Here is a 13,730-nt window from a genome sequence, read left to right on the forward strand (position 1 = left end):
TGGTTCAATAAAGGGATGGACCAGGAAGAGAGGAGGATAGACCAATGAAAATCAAACATTGGATGACAAAGGACCCGATAAGCGTTAGCCCGGATACGTTGATCATTGATGCCAAGAAAGTCATGAAGGAAAATAAAATCCGGCGCCTGCCCGTGGTGGAGAAAGGCAAGGTCGTCGGGATCGTGACCTACCGCAATATCATCGAAGCCTCGCCCTCAGCCGTAACCACCTTGAGCATCCACGAACTGAACTACCTGTATATGAAACTAAAAGTTAAGGACATCATGCACAAAAACCCGCTGCTTGTCTCACCGGAAGACTCCAACTTTGACATCATTCTCAAAGGACACAAATTAGGCATTGGCTCGTTTCCGGTTGTGGAAAAAGGCAAGCTGGTCGGGATTGTCACAGAGACTGAGATATTCAATGCGCTGGTGCACCTCTTGGGTCCGGGGGATGAATCAGAGATCATTACTCTGGATAACATTGAACTTGAAAAGAAACCGGGCGAGTTCAGCAAGATTGCCACACTGATAGAAAAACAAGGGATTCCGGTCCTGGCCATTTTTTCTCTTCCGCATCGAAACAAGGAGGGACACAGGGTCTTCATCCGGGTCAAAACCAAGAAGACCGAATCCCTGACCAAGGAGATCAAGAAAGCCGGTTACACCTTACAGGAATAGCTAGGCGGACGATCTGTTTTGATCAAAGCAGGACAGGGTCTGTTCTAATGTTTCCTCCTCTCTCTGTCGGCCTCCCTCTGTGTGATTAATTGCGCTCCTAGACTTGAGTCCAGGTCCGAGAACAAAAAGCCTGGTCAAACTTTCAAACAAATCATTTGCCTTCATGGGCAGGGTGCGCCACCTCGTGTCCCGGGTACAGTAACCTTGATTTCAAGGAGCCTGGTGCTTGACAAATGTCCTTGACATGCTATTTTAATTTTAAAAATTTATATTTTAAAAATAATGGCTTTAAGAACGCTCCAAAAAGGAGATCGCCATGGAACTCGTCAAGGTAAAGCAGAATTACCAAATCACAATCCCGCAAAGCCTTCGCAAAAAAATTAAGATTGATGTAGGGGACTATATCGAGATAGACACTCAAGATGAGTTTATTATCTTAAGGCCTGTTAAGGTGGTCCATCCGGATCAGGAGTATTTCTATACCAAGAAATGGCAGATAATGGAAAGAGAGGCGGATAAAGACATTAGTCAGGGTGATGTAGTCGGCCCTTTTAAAGACGTTAAGGCCAGTCTCAAAGCCCTCAAAAAATCTAAAACGTGAAAGTCTCTTTTACTAAAAGCTTTACTCAAGATTACCGCTCACTCCCCCCACGCCTTCAAAAAACAACCGACAAGCAGCTGGGGCTTCTGCTTACCGACCCCCACCATCCTTGTTTGAACATTAAAAAAATGCATGACCCCAGGGAGATTTGGGAAGGAAGAATCACCAGGACCTACCGCTTTACCTTTCAAATCCAAGGTGACACCTATATCTTGAGAAGGCTGGGCACGCATGACGTTCTGAAGCAGCCTTAAAAAAGAGGAGCCGGGCCCCGGGTCGGGGCTAACCGGTTCATCCAGAATTCCTTTAACTTCATAAAGGACCAGATCTTCCGGGTGAGGAGTGAGAGAGGTCATGTACGCATGTCCGGGACAACAGCCAGCAGGTTGTCCAGGTTCAAAGGCCCGTCTCTAAGGAGGCGCGGCGGTGTGGTGCTGGTGTCAATCAGGGTCGAAGGCTTACCACCGGGACACGGACCGCCGTCCAGAATCAGGTCAACGCCGTCCCCAAAATAGTCCGCCACCTCGTCCGCGGTCAGGGCCGGGGGAGCGCCGGCTGGATTAGCGCTGGGACCGGTTACGGCTCGATCCAGGGCGCGCACCAGAGTTCGGATAACCGGCAGGCCTTCGACCCGGAGCCCCACCGTGTCCCGGGGTCCTATCAGGGCTGGATGCTGGCCGGGATGGGCTTCAAGGAGGATGGTCAGAGGACCGGGCCAAAAATGCCGGGCCAGTAGTTTAAAGGAGTAGGGCTGGTAGCGGGCGTAACACCCAACGCGCACGGTACGATCCAGAAGAAGGAGTAAAGACTTATTGACCGGGCGCTTCTTGAGCGCAACAACTCGTTCAATGGCCTCAGGCTGATCGGCTGCGGCCATGAGGCCGTAGAAGGTCTGCGTCGGCCCGGCCACGACCTCACCTTGCAGCAGGCTTGACACCACCGGCCGTAAAGCCAGGTAGTCGCAATGGTGAGGGTCAACCTTTAAAATCCGTGGCATGGCTTCCTTCTTTTTAGGGGAAACCGTTTTCCCTAAAAAAAGGTTCCCCCAGATTTACCTTAAAAAGCTCTTGTTTAACCCGCTTTGCGGCCATAGAGCCGGGCGGCCTTCTTTTCCACATCTTGAGCCAGTTCAGCCTTGTACTCCTCAAGTTTACCGCTCAGGGTCTGATCGGAAAGCGCCAGGATTTGCACGGCCAGGATGCCGGCGTTACGCGCTCCGGCCTTACCCACAGCCATAGTGGCCACCGGCACACCGGCAGGCATTTGAACCGTGGCCAGAAGAGCGTCAAGACCGTTAAGGGACGTGGAGCTTAACGGGACCCCGATAACCGGCAGGCTAGTTTCAGCGGCCAGGGTCCCGGCCAGGTGAGCCGCGCCGCCGGCCCCGGCAATAAGAACTTTCAGGCCCCGCGCCTTGGACGACCGGGTGTAGTCTTTTACCCGGGCCGGAGAACGATGCGCCGAGGCAATCGTGATCTCAAAAGGAACCTTGAATCTTTCAAGGATTTCCGAAGCGCCGGACATGGCCTTCAGGTCGGAGTCACTGCCCATCACAATTCCAACTAAAGGTGCGGTCATTGGTAATCCTCACTTAAGCCGCTTCAGGGCCTTCATGCCAATATCACTTCGACAGTATTTTCCCGGCCAGGAAATCAGCTCCGCGGCAGAGTAGGCTCGCTCCCTGGCCTGGGCGACATCAGCTCCCAAGGCAGTCACTCCTAGAACCCGGCCGCCGCTGGTCATAATTTTGCCATCCTTTTCTGCGGTGCCTGCATGGTAAACCACTACATCGGGCAGGGCCTTTACCGCTTCCAATCCCTCGATAATGTGGCCTTTTTCATAACGACCGGGGTAGCCTTCCGAAGCCAGGACCAGACAGAGGCTGGCCTGATCGTCCCATTCGATACGTATATCGGCCAGCCGATCCTGGATGATGGCCTCAAAGATGTCAACCAGGTCGGTCTTGAGGCGAGGCATGAGGGGCTGGCACTCAGGGTCACCGAAACGGGCGTTGAATTCCAAAACCCTGGGGCCGTCCTCCCTGATCATCAAGCCGGCGTAAAGCACACCCTTATAAGGACAGCCTTCGGCAGCCATGGCCTCGATGGTGGGCTTCATGATCCTGGTCATGATTTCGGCCGCAAGCTCCGGGGTTACCACGGGCGCCGGGGAGTAAGCCCCCATCCCGCCGGTATTGGGCCCCTTATCTCCGTCGTAGATAGGCTTATGGTCCTGAGAAGTGGGCATGGCTTGAATATTCTTCCCGTCAGTAAAAATCAGGAAGGTGGCCTCCTCCCCTTCGAGGAACTCTTCGATGACGACCCGATCTCCAGCCGAGCCAAAGGCCCTTTCCTTCATGATGCGGCTCAGGGCGTCCAGGGCCTCATCCGTGGTCTGACAAACCAGAACCCCCTTGCCAGCCGCCAGTCCGTCCGCCTTGACCACCAGGGGACCGGCTTTTTGTTTGATATAATCAACCGCGGCCTCATAGGTGTCAAAAGTTCGGGAATCCGCGGTTGGGATGCCGTATTTTTTCATCAAGTCTTTGGCAAAGGCTTTACTGCCTTCAATCCGGGCGGCCGCAGCCGTGGCGCCGCAGATCCGAAGCCCGGCTTCGGTCATGCGGTCCGCCAGGCCCATGGTCAGAGGAGCCTCCGGACCGGCCACTGTCAGGTCAATTTCTTTCTCCAGGGCCAGGGCCACCAGCCCGTCCAGGTCTTCTGCTTCAACCGGCACACATTCAGCCTGAACTGCTATCCCCGCGTTCCCCGGTGCAGCGTAAATGTGCTCCACCCGGGGGCTCTGAGCCAGTTTCCATACCAGGGCGTGCTCTCGACCGCCGCCACCAACGACTAGCAACTTCATCGTTTCTCCATGATTCAACAACCTTGACTTATGGGCTGATTAGGTGAAATCCCCCCTTACCCTTTTATCATCCTGCCAGGACTTCCTTTGCCTTGGCCAGGACCTGGTTAATGTTTTCCGGGTTCGCGCCGCCGGCCTGGGCCATATCCGGGCGGCCGCCGCCGCTGCCGCCGACAATCTGAGCCAGCTCTTTAATGATCTGACCGGCGTGGAAACGGTCTTTCAGGTCTGGAGTAACTATGACCAGGAGCAAGGCCTTGCCTTTATTTTCCGCAGCCAGCACTATCACGCCGGATTTGATTTTATCCCTGAAGTGGTCGCCCAGTTCCCGCAGGCCCTTTGGGTTGTCAATATTGACCCGGGCCGCCAGGAGGCGAACCCCGGCCACTTCCTGAATCTGATCCAGGACTTCATCGGTCCGCCCCACTGACGTCTTCTGTTTCAGGGTCGTCAGTTCCTGCTCCAGTTCCTTTTGACGCGCCTGAACCCTGTTCAAGCGCTCGGGGGCCTGATCTGGTGACGTCTTAAGGGCCGCGGAGACCGTGCGCAAGGTCTGGCGCTGGGCCTGAATCGCTTCCAGGGCCGCCCGCCCGGTCAAGGCCTCCAGACGCCGCACCCCGGCCGCGGCCGATGATTCGGCCATGACGATAAAGAGGCCAATATCCCCGGTTCTTTCGGTGTGGGTCCCGCCGCACAGCTCCATGGAAAAATCAGGCACGTTCACGACGCGAACCATGTCCCCGTATCGCTCCTCGAACAAGGCCACCGCCCCGGTCTGTATGGCCTCCTCCATGGGCATGACCGTCGTTATAACCGGCAGGTTTTCGCGAATCTTTTCATTGACCTTTTTCTCGATGCAATCAAGTTCTTCCCGTGAGACCTGGGCGAAGTGGGTAAAGTCAAAACGGAGCCGGTCCGGAGAGACCAGGGAGCCGGCCTGCTTGACATGATCCCCCAGCTCCCGCCGCAACACGGCGTGAAGGAGGTGTGTGGCGGTGTGATTTCGAGCCGTATCCCGGCGGGGGGATTCAGCCACCTCAAGGCTGAATTTCTCGCCGGTCTCAATCTGCCCGGTTTCGACCCGGGCCTGATGAACGATGATTTCGCCGGGATAAATAATGGTATTGGTTACCCGGACCGCGGCCTCCTGGCCCTTGATCCATCCCGTGTCACCGACCTGCCCCCCGGCTTCGCCATAGAAAGGCGTGGTTTTAAAAACCAGTTCCACCTCCTCACCGGCCTCAGCCCGATCAACCTTGAGCCCTTCTTTCATAATCAGGACGAGTTCAGACTCAGCTGCAAGCCTCTCATGGGCCAGGGCCTCAACCTTGAACCCGGCGGCTGTCAAACCAGAAATGGGTTCGGGAACCGCGACCTCCCCGCTACCTTTCCACGAAGCCCGGCTCTTGGCCCGCTGGCCCTCCATAGCGGCCTCAAACCCGGAAATATCAACCTTGATTCCTTCCTCCCGGCAGACGTCCTCAACCAGGTCCAGCGGAAATCCATAAGTATCATAGAGTTTAAAGGCTATTTCTCCCGGAAGGCTCTTTTGACCGGACTCCTTGAGGCCAAGGGTCTCATCGGACAGGAGCTTCAAACCGTTGTCTAATGTCTCGGAAAAACGCTCCTCCTCGCTGAAGATAATCTTCTGAATGTAACTGGCGCTATCCTGAAGCTCAGGAAAGGCCCGGCCCATCTGTTCGATGACCTGGCCAGCCACCTGGTGGAGAAAAGGCTTCTTCAATCCCAGATTCCGGCCGTGACGCACCGCCCGGCGGAGGATGCGCCTCAAGACATAACCGCGGCCCACATTTTCAGGTAAAACCCCGTCCCCGATAAGAAAGGCCAGGGCTCTGGCATGATCGGCAATGACGCGGGTCGAGACATTCGTCTTGATGGGAACGTCGCTCCCGTGGCCTCCTCTATCCTTCCGACGCTCAGATTGGTAAATATAACGCACGCCGGACAGGTCCTGGATGAAATCAATCAAAGGCCGGAAAAGATCGGACTCATAGTTGGAATAGTACCCCTGAATAACGGCCGCGATGCGTTCAAGGCCCAGGCCCGTATCAATGGAAGGCTTGGGCAGGGGGATCATGTTTCCGGCTGCATTGCGGTTGAACTGCATGAAAACCAGGTTCCACAGCTCCAGGAAACGGTCGCATTCGCAGGCCGGGGAGCAATCCGGCTTGCCGCAGCCTACATCCGGGCCCTGGTCATAGTGGATTTCAGAACAAGGCCCGCACGGGCCTGTGTCGCCCATGGCCCAGAAGTTATCTTTCTCTCCGAACCGCTGAATCCTGCTGCCAGGCAGGCCGACTATCTTTTTCCAGAGGTCTTCGGCCTCGTCGTCATCCTGATAAATCGTGGCGCTAAGTTTTTCCGGCGAAAGAGCGAACTCGTCAACCAGGAGTTTCCAGCCCAGCTCGATGGCCAGGGCCTTGAAGTAATCGCCAAAGGAGAAGTTGCCCAGCATCTCAAAAAAGGTATGGTGCCGGTTGGTGTAGCCCACGTTTTCCAGGTCATTGTGTTTGCCTCCGGCCCGGACGCATTTCTGGGAGGTAACGGCCCGGATGTAAGGTCGCTTTTCCTCGTTCAGGAAGGTTCGTTTGAACTGAACCATTCCGGCGTTCGTAAAGAGCAAGGTTGGGTCGTCCTTGGGAACCAGGGACGAACTCTTGACCACGGTATGGTCATATTTTTTAAAGAATTCTAAAAACCTGGTCCTGATTTCTTCAGCTTTCATCGTTTTTGTTTCTCGCTTATTGTAATTTCCACTGATCCCCAGGTGCTTTTGATGACCGTCTGCTAATCATACAGTCCAAAATAGTATCTTGCCAGGGAAGAGAGATCGCCATCCCGCCTGTATAAAATTATCACCCTAAGCGGCGGGCGTTTTCTCTTCAGTCTTTTCAGCGTCCTCCTCCAGTTCTATAAGCCCGTAGGCCCCGCGAATCTTGGTGGCGATATCGTTCGCGATCTCAGGATTTTCAATCAAGAACCGCCGCGCGTTCTCCCGGCCCTGCCCGATGCGGTCCTGACTATAGGCGTACCAGGAGCCACTTTTCTCGACAATCCCGACCTCGACTCCCAGATCAATCAGCTCTCCTTCTTTTGATATTCCGCGGCCGTAAACTATATCAAATTCAGCCTCACGGAAGGGCGGCGCCAGCTTGTTCTTGACGACCTTGACCCTGGTCCGGTTGCCAATGACATCCTGACCTTCCTTGAGAGCCGCGATGCGGCGAATATCCAGGCGCATAGTGGCGTAAAACTTCAGGGCGGTGCCACCGGTTGTTGTTTCCGGGTTGCCATACATGATCCCGATCCGCATGCGTGTCTGATTGATGAAAATAACCGAGGCCGCGGATTTCGAGATGTTTGAAGATAGCTTGCGCATGGCCTGAGACATGAGCCGAGCCTGGAGTCCGACATGGGTGTCGCCCATCTCGCCTTCAATCTCAGCCCGGGGAACCAGGGCGGCCACGGAGTCAATGACCAGGATGGACACCGCCCCGCTGCGCACCAGGATATCGGTGATTTCCAAAGCCTGCTCCCCGGTGTCGGGTTGGGAGATGAGTAAATCGTCGGTCTGGACGCCCAGGGCGCGGGCATAGTTTATGTCCAAGGCATGCTCAGCGTCTATAAAGGCGGCCACTCCATCCTTTTTTTGCATCTCAGCAATAAAATGCAGGGCCAGGGTCGTCTTGCCCGAGGCTTCAGGGCCGTAGATCTCCACCACCCGCCCGGCTGGGATACCGCCTACGCCCAGGGCCACGTCCAGCGCCAGGGAGCCGGTTGGAGTGACAGCAATATCCTGAAGCTTGGTCATGTCCCCTAATTTCATGATAGATCCCTTACCGAACTCCTTTTCGATTTGGGAAATGGCCATTGATATGGCCCGGTCCTTGTCCGGCATATTAGTCATGACTCCTCCTCCATGGGTTTCTCCTCTAAAGGCAACCGCCTTAAAGGCGTATAAATCGCTCCAGAAGGTTTGAGATCGCTTCTAAACAGGACCACCTCCCTGGCAGTAAAGGCCAAAGGTCTTGGCTCAAGGCGGTCCAGCGCGTAAAGAAGTTCTTCCCTGTTTTGGTTTGAACGTATGCGCCCCAGGGTCAAGTGCGGATTAAAAGGTCGTTTTTCTTTGGCAAACCCAAACTCAGCCGCCTGTGCCTCAATCTCCTTCTGTAAAGAGGCCAGGGCGTCCAGGTCGCCGTCCAAACCCACCCAGGCTACACGCGGACGACGCCGACTCGGGAAAACCCCTGTCCTGGCAAGCGTTAAATGCAGGGCGGGGTATGTCCCCACCACCCGAGACACAGCCTCGGCCAGGGGGTCTATGATCTCCTCGGCCAGCTGGCCTAAAAACTTCAGCGTCAGGTGCACCGCCTGGGGGCGAACCCATTTGACATCAGCCCTGACCTTTTTCAGGTCATCCTGCAGACACCCGATCTCCTCCTTGAAATCCTCGGGCAAGGCAATGGCAACAAAAGAACGTATCATCTCTGAAGATAAAGGAGCACCCGATTCAGGGCCGCTTGAGCGGTTAGGATTTTAATCTGTTCCCTAGTCCCGGAAAACCGGAAACTATCCACCTCAACGCCTTTCGCATCAGCCAGGGCGATGAAAACGGTGCCCACGGGTTTATCTTCCGTGCCGCCCGCAGGACCGGCGATACCGGTTGTAGCCAGGCCCAGGTCGGTCCGGCTGACGGACCGGATGCCCTGAGCCATGCTAGCTGCCGTTTCGGGGCTCACCGCACCATGGGCCTTAATCATATCAGCCGGAACATTAAGCAACTCGATCTTGGAGTCATTACTGTAAACCACGACCGCGCGCTCGAAGTAATCCGAACTGCCTGAAACCGACGTGATGCGGTGACTGATCAAACCGCCGCTGCATGACTCCGCCACGGCCAGACGCAAGCCCTTTTCCCGGAGCAACCGTCCAAGGGAATCCTCGATCGAGGCCGAATCCCTGGCCACGATATAGGGTTCGAGCCTGGCCTCGGCCTCTTTTTCCACTTCAAGGAGAGCCTTTTCTGCCTCTCCGACCGTATTTCTCCGCACCGTAATGGTGACGTGATTTTCTGGAAAGTTGGGGTAGAATCCGATCAGCACCCCTTTATCCTGCCCGGCCAGACCTTCCAGCAGTTCCCCGATACGGGCCTCCTGAAGGCCAAAGACCTTCAGGGTTCGCTGCCGAACCACGGCGCGGTTTTTATCATAGCTGACCAGCAGAGGCAGGACCTTGGCGTCGGCCAGGTAACGAACTTCCTCGGGAACGCCGGGCAGAAAAAAAATAGGAATCTCGTTTAAGTGGCTGTAAAAACCGCAGGCCTGAGCCTGAGGGTCAATCAGCCGCGCCCCCTCGGGAACATAAGCCAGCTTCTCATAGGCATCCACCCAAGGCAGGCCATGCTGGTTCAGCGAACGCTTGAGGTATTTAAGCGAATCTTCATCCAGGACCAGCGGGCAATCGAGGAATCGCGCCGCAACTTCAGCCGTGATGTCGTCCTCCGTGGGGCCGAGGCCGCCGCAGACGAGCACGAATTCCGAACGCTTGACAGCCCGGTCCAGGACTTCGATGATGCCTTCCTGGTTGTCTCCGACCGTGGAGATAGCAGTAACAACAATACCCAGGGAAGAAAGCCGTGAGGACAAGTAGTGGGCGTTGAAATCGCGAACCCGCCCGGAAACAAGCTCATCCCCGATGGTGATAATCTCTCCCCGCATACTCCTTACCAGCTCGACCCGCCCAAGGCAGGCCAAAAAAAGATCAAAACGTGCAGAACCGCACAAGCATATACCCCGGCGGCCACATCGTCCAGCACAAGCCCCAGCCCGCCGCGCCATTTCCGATCAATGAGCCTTGCGGGCCAGGGTTTTAAGATGTCAAAGGCCCGAAACAGGATGAATCCGAGAATTATACCGCCCAAACTCGGTCCGACCCCGACCATGGTTACCAGATAACCGGCCACCTCGTCTATGACGATCCGGCCGTCATCCCTCTGGCCATAAATCCCTTCGGCTCGGGCAGCCAGATAAACGGCTAAAATAATTACAGCTGCCAGGGCCGCCAGGTAGGCCCAAAAAGGAAGCTGGCTCAGGCCCAGAAACAGGGGTATCCCGGCCAGGGTGCCAAATGTCCCCGACGCCACCGGGGCATATCCTAAATAGGCTGCCGAAGCCAGGAAAGTTACCAGCTTATTACTTGAAAAACTGTTTAAACCGGAAGCGATGCCTGGATCCTTTTACCTGCCCCAAAATGAAGTTGTCACCCGGCCACAGCGACACTCTCCGCATGGTTCTGGACGATTTTTAACCTATATTTATTCCTTGACCTTGTCAAGGCCGACCGATAGAATCTGCCATGATAAAGCTGTATTAACCGCTCATATCTGTTTTCAAAAAATAAAAGCCTGAATCAGCCATGGGCGGATGAAATATAAGGAGAGAAGTCTGGACATGCAATGTGAAAGATGTAAGTGTGAAATCGAGGAAGGCGAAGAAAGAGAACTCTACGGCCAGACCCTGTGCGAAGACTGTTACATGGACGCCCTCTCCCCGTCCAGAGCCTGCGATCCCTGGGCGGTCCACCGCGCCAGGACCTTTAAATCCGAAGAAGGCTCAGGCCCGGAACTGAATGAAACTCAGACCAAAGTCCTCGAAATCCTGAAACAAACCGGCGGGGCTGAACCAGGATACATCATCCAAAAGCTCAAGATAAAACCAGCCGACCTGCAAAGAGAAATCGCCCCGCTCCGGCATCTGGAACTAATCAGAGGCGAAATGCGGGACGGAAAAAGAATCATCCGGCTCTGGTGATGATTTATAAGGATTAGTCTTTTTATTTTCAGGGGGGAACTTTTTGAAAAAAGCTCCCCCCTGAACTTCCCCAAAACTTAACAAAAAAGTAAATTTTGCTCATCCTTTTCGTCCTAGAAAAAATATCTGCCTTTACTATTAACAAGCCAGCAACATTTTAATTGACTTTCTATTTTAATGCTGTTTTACTTTTCATTGTGTTGAAACTGGGATTTTAAGGGCTCGAATCGGCCATAAAGAGATGATGAGCATCCTGTTGTCCGGTAAGGTTTTTTAAATTATGGATAGCAGAAAAGAGGTGAAATGATGTCAGTTGAAGAGCAAAATAAAGCGGTCTTAACACGCTGGTATGATGAGATGTGGCAGAAAAGGAAGTTCAAGGAGCTCATGCCCGAGTTAGCCGGCCCTGAGTATACCAGACACGAGCCAGATGGGACCCGGGTGGTTACGAATGATCAATACGCTGAAGAGCTGACCAAGCTGAGTGAAAGATTCCCGCCATATGAAGCTAAATATGATCTGATTGCAGACCAGGACAAGGTTGCGGTAGTGGGCACCATGAAAATGGAAAAGAACCTTATGCATTGGGTCCAGATTTTTCGCCTCGAAAAGGGCAAGCTTGTAGAGACCTGGTTCCCCGGTTGGGTCAGGGACGTGGAATGGTAGGCTCAGACATCTTATCCTGAATTATGCGGCAACTGCCGCGTTTCATTTATAATCAGTCTTGTAGGTCAGGGTGGCTCGCGGCGCGAGGCTCCCTGACATTTTTTATAGCTATTCTAGAACGAACGGAATATATTTTTGACAATTGCTCTATTATAAATGACCCGTTGTTTAAAAGCATGTTTATATTAGTCCTGGCCTTTATTGACATATGAAAGACCAGAAATATACGGGCGGGGATAAACCCCGCCCCTACAATACCGATTTATAGCGATTGTCATAATTATGTTCCTTTTGGCTTCCTGGTTTCAGAACCTGGTTTCCTGCTTGCGCAGGAATGACAACAACATCCACTGTCATTCCCGCGAAAGCGGGAATCCAGAAAGGAATATATTTTTGAGAACTACCTTAGACATGATATTGAAGGATGGTGTCCGTAACTTGCTTATTCTCAAATTTTGTCAGGGAGCTTCGCACCCTGACCTACAAATGGCCTGACAGCTCGGTGCGGGATTATGAAGGTGGGTCTCAGGGGACACTGGTTACAAACGGCTTTTTGTCTCGATGGCAGAGGATCTGGATGACGTGCCGTCCTGAAATAATGCACGGCGGGACGCCGCCGCCGGGCATGACCCACTGCCCGGCCATGTAGAAATCGGCCAGCCCGGGCAGTGTCCGCGGCACGGTGGTATTGATCGCCTCCACCGTTGGCAGCCAGCCCTCATAAGCGCCTTTGTAGTTCAAGGTATAGCGCCAGGTGGTGTAGGGCGTAGCCACATCGGTCACCTCCACCAGGCTCGAAATCCCGGGATATCGCCTCTCCAGGCGCTCAAGGGTCTCGGTCGTCAGGCGCTGCTTTTCCGCATCATATCGCGGGCGATCCTTGACCAACTCATTCCAATACTCCCACTGGGCTTCAAATGAAACCTGGACCACGGTCTTGCCCGGAGGAGCGAAGCTCGGGCTGTAGTTGAAGATACGGATGATGATTTCATTAACGGCTTGAGACCCTAGCTTGATCGGCTGTTTCAGCTTGATGAGGCTCAACCACGGTTCATCTGAAAATTCACGGGCTATCCCGAAACTGACCATCACCATGGGACGCATGAGTTTCCAGTTTGAAAACCTGGCCCTGATGGTATCATCCTGATAGCGGCCGCCAAGCATCTTGAAGATGGTTCCATAGCCATCAGCGGCAGAGACCACCACATCAGCCCGGTGCTCGCGGCCGTCGGCCAGCCGCACCCCGACAGCTCGATCGTTTTGGACAAGGATTTCTTCAACTTTGGCCTTGTAGGTCACCTGCCCGCCCAGGTCCTGGTAGCGCTTTTCAATGGCCTGCACAAAGCCGAGAGAGCCGTTTTCCAACAAGCCAAGCTGCCTGTCAGCCAACAGCCCCCAGATCATAAGCACGAACCAGACCGGCACCTCGGGCAGGAACATGTTCACCAGAACCCAGCGCAGCCAGGGGTCTTTGACCTCCTGAACGTATTCAGCCATGGATCGCACATACTTTCCCCGGTAGTACTTAAGCAGGCCGCGCAACCCCCACATAAACCTGACCCGGTCCCAGAGGCCTGTCAGTTCAGGCGGCTTATTAAGGGCCGCCATGGTCATGTCCCGGCCCTGCATGGCACGGACCCCGGAGATCAGATCGGAAATGAAGGCAGCGTCGGGTTCGGAAAAATCTCTTAATTCGGCGGCCAGGCGGTCAAGGTCCGGTGTGATGTCCAGGCTCTGCTCACCGGCCTCATCAATGAAGCGGATATAAGTAGTGAGGTCAAGGAAGTTGTTGGTCTGGATAGTTCCCAGCTCGCGGTAAAGTTCGTAAGTTGGCTGTCCCGACCTGTGACCCATCAGGAAGTGGATGCCGCCGTCAATGAGAAAGCCCTTGCGTTTCCAGGCTGCGGCCACGCCTCCGGGCTTGGAGTGATGTTCGAAGATATGAGAACGATACCCGTTCATGCGGGCATAGCAGCCCGCGGACAGACCGGCCAGCCCGGCGCCGATGATGATCAGTGATTCAACAGGCATTTCCTGGCTTTTTCCTTTTCGCATGAGATGCGCTCGTCAAGCTGAATGCTGTTA

General features: G+C 54.4%; 11 protein-coding genes and 1 pseudogene. 4 read left to right on the forward strand and 8 right to left on the reverse strand.

Annotated elements, in window-relative coordinates; all coding sequences use genetic code 11:
* Positions 1-44: 44 nt before the first annotated feature.
* Together JRI95_03575 and JRI95_03580 are read left to right on the forward strand one after the other, a co-directional pair.
* Positions 45-683: a CBS domain-containing protein gene (locus tag JRI95_03575; GenBank protein MBW2060626.1), complete on the forward strand. Its 639-nt coding sequence runs from the start codon at positions 45-47 to the stop codon at positions 681-683.
* 316 nt (positions 684-999) lie between these two features.
* A complete protein-coding gene (locus JRI95_03580; GenBank protein MBW2060627.1) occupies positions 1,000-1,284 on the forward strand; it encodes an AbrB/MazE/SpoVT family DNA-binding domain-containing protein in 285 nt (94 codons plus the stop codon).
* A 352-nt stretch (positions 1,285-1,636) separates the two neighbouring features.
* Here the strand turns inward: JRI95_03580 and JRI95_03585 are convergent, their stop codons facing one another.
* The 7 genes and pseudogenes from JRI95_03585 to JRI95_03615 all read right to left on the reverse strand — a co-directional run bounded on the left by JRI95_03585 (position 1,637) and on the right by JRI95_03615 (position 10,357).
* A complete protein-coding gene (locus JRI95_03585) occupies positions 1,637-2,281 on the reverse strand; it encodes a threonylcarbamoyl-AMP synthase (protein ID MBW2060628.1) in 645 nt (214 codons plus the stop codon).
* Positions 2,282-2,355: 74 nt separating this feature from the next.
* A pseudogene (gene purD, locus JRI95_03590) lies at positions 2,356-4,149 on the reverse strand (phosphoribosylamine--glycine ligase).
* Between the two features lie 67 nt (positions 4,150-4,216).
* Complete coding sequence (gene alaS / locus JRI95_03595) at positions 4,217-6,895, reverse strand: alanine--tRNA ligase (GenBank protein ID MBW2060629.1); 2,679 nt, start codon at positions 6,893-6,895, stop codon at positions 4,217-4,219.
* Positions 6,896-7,030: 135 nt separating this feature from the next.
* The gene (recA, locus tag JRI95_03600) at positions 7,031-8,077 is read right to left on the reverse strand and encodes a recombinase RecA (GenBank protein MBW2060630.1); all 1,047 of its coding nucleotides are present in this window, start codon (positions 8,075-8,077) and stop codon (positions 7,031-7,033) included.
* Positions 8,074-8,655: an RNA 2',3'-cyclic phosphodiesterase gene (gene thpR / locus JRI95_03605; protein MBW2060631.1), complete on the reverse strand. Its 582-nt coding sequence runs from the start codon at positions 8,653-8,655 to the stop codon at positions 8,074-8,076. The genes recA and thpR overlap by 4 nt, the downstream gene beginning before the upstream one ends.
* A complete protein-coding gene (locus JRI95_03610; GenBank protein MBW2060632.1) occupies positions 8,652-9,887 on the reverse strand; it encodes a competence/damage-inducible protein A in 1,236 nt (411 codons plus the stop codon). The genes thpR and JRI95_03610 overlap by 4 nt, the downstream gene beginning before the upstream one ends.
* Positions 9,888-9,892: 5 nt before the next feature.
* On the reverse strand, positions 9,893-10,357 hold the full coding sequence (locus tag JRI95_03615; GenBank protein MBW2060633.1) for a phosphatidylglycerophosphatase A: 465 nt from the start codon (positions 10,355-10,357) through the stop codon (positions 9,893-9,895).
* A 262-nt stretch (positions 10,358-10,619) separates the two neighbouring features.
* On the opposite strand from JRI95_03615, the gene JRI95_03620 reads away from it, so the two are divergent.
* Together JRI95_03620 and JRI95_03625 are read left to right on the forward strand one after the other, a co-directional pair.
* Positions 10,620-10,979 (forward strand): hypothetical protein, encoded by a 360-nt coding sequence (locus JRI95_03620; GenBank protein ID MBW2060634.1) that lies wholly within the window; start codon positions 10,620-10,622, stop codon positions 10,977-10,979.
* Positions 10,980-11,282: 303 nt separating this feature from the next.
* Positions 11,283-11,645 carry a nuclear transport factor 2 family protein gene (locus JRI95_03625; GenBank protein ID MBW2060635.1) on the forward strand — a complete coding sequence of 121 codons (363 nt, stop codon included), beginning with the start codon at positions 11,283-11,285 and terminating at the stop codon, positions 11,643-11,645.
* Between the two features lie 525 nt (positions 11,646-12,170).
* Here JRI95_03625 and JRI95_03630 read toward each other — a convergent pair.
* Positions 12,171-13,676, reverse strand: coding sequence for an NAD(P)/FAD-dependent oxidoreductase (locus JRI95_03630; GenBank protein MBW2060636.1), 1,506 nt, complete (start codon positions 13,674-13,676; stop codon positions 12,171-12,173).
* Positions 13,677-13,730: the final 54 nt, after the last annotated feature.

It is taken from the genome of Deltaproteobacteria bacterium (assembly GCA_019308995.1).
In the GTDB taxonomy this organism is placed as follows: domain Bacteria; phylum Desulfobacterota; class Desulfarculia; order Adiutricales; family JAFDHD01; genus JAFDHD01.

What these genes read in the sequence shown, in the direction of transcription:
- JRI95_03575 (MBW2060626.1), top strand. Translation starts at nt 45, where the DNA reads ATGAAAATCAAACATTGGATGACAAAGGACCCGATAAGCGTTAGCCCG.
- JRI95_03580 (MBW2060627.1), top strand. Translation starts at nt 1,000, where the DNA reads ATGGAACTCGTCAAGGTAAAGCAGAATTACCAAATCACAATCCCGCAA.
- JRI95_03585 (MBW2060628.1), bottom strand. Translation starts at nt 2,281, where the DNA reads ATGCCACGGATTTTAAAGGTTGACCCTCACCATTGCGACTACCTGGCT.
- alaS (MBW2060629.1), bottom strand. Translation starts at nt 6,895, where the DNA reads ATGAAAGCTGAAGAAATCAGGACCAGGTTTTTAGAATTCTTTAAAAAA.
- recA (MBW2060630.1), bottom strand. Translation starts at nt 8,077, where the DNA reads ATGACTAATATGCCGGACAAGGACCGGGCCATATCAATGGCCATTTCC.
- thpR (MBW2060631.1), bottom strand. Translation starts at nt 8,655, where the DNA reads ATGATACGTTCTTTTGTTGCCATTGCCTTGCCCGAGGATTTCAAGGAG.
- JRI95_03610 (MBW2060632.1), bottom strand. Translation starts at nt 9,887, where the DNA reads ATGCGGGGAGAGATTATCACCATCGGGGATGAGCTTGTTTCCGGGCGG.
- JRI95_03620 (MBW2060634.1), top strand. Translation starts at nt 10,620, where the DNA reads ATGCAATGTGAAAGATGTAAGTGTGAAATCGAGGAAGGCGAAGAAAGA.
- JRI95_03625 (MBW2060635.1), top strand. Translation starts at nt 11,283, where the DNA reads ATGATGTCAGTTGAAGAGCAAAATAAAGCGGTCTTAACACGCTGGTAT.
- JRI95_03630 (MBW2060636.1), bottom strand. Translation starts at nt 13,676, where the DNA reads ATGCCTGTTGAATCACTGATCATCATCGGCGCCGGGCTGGCCGGTCTG.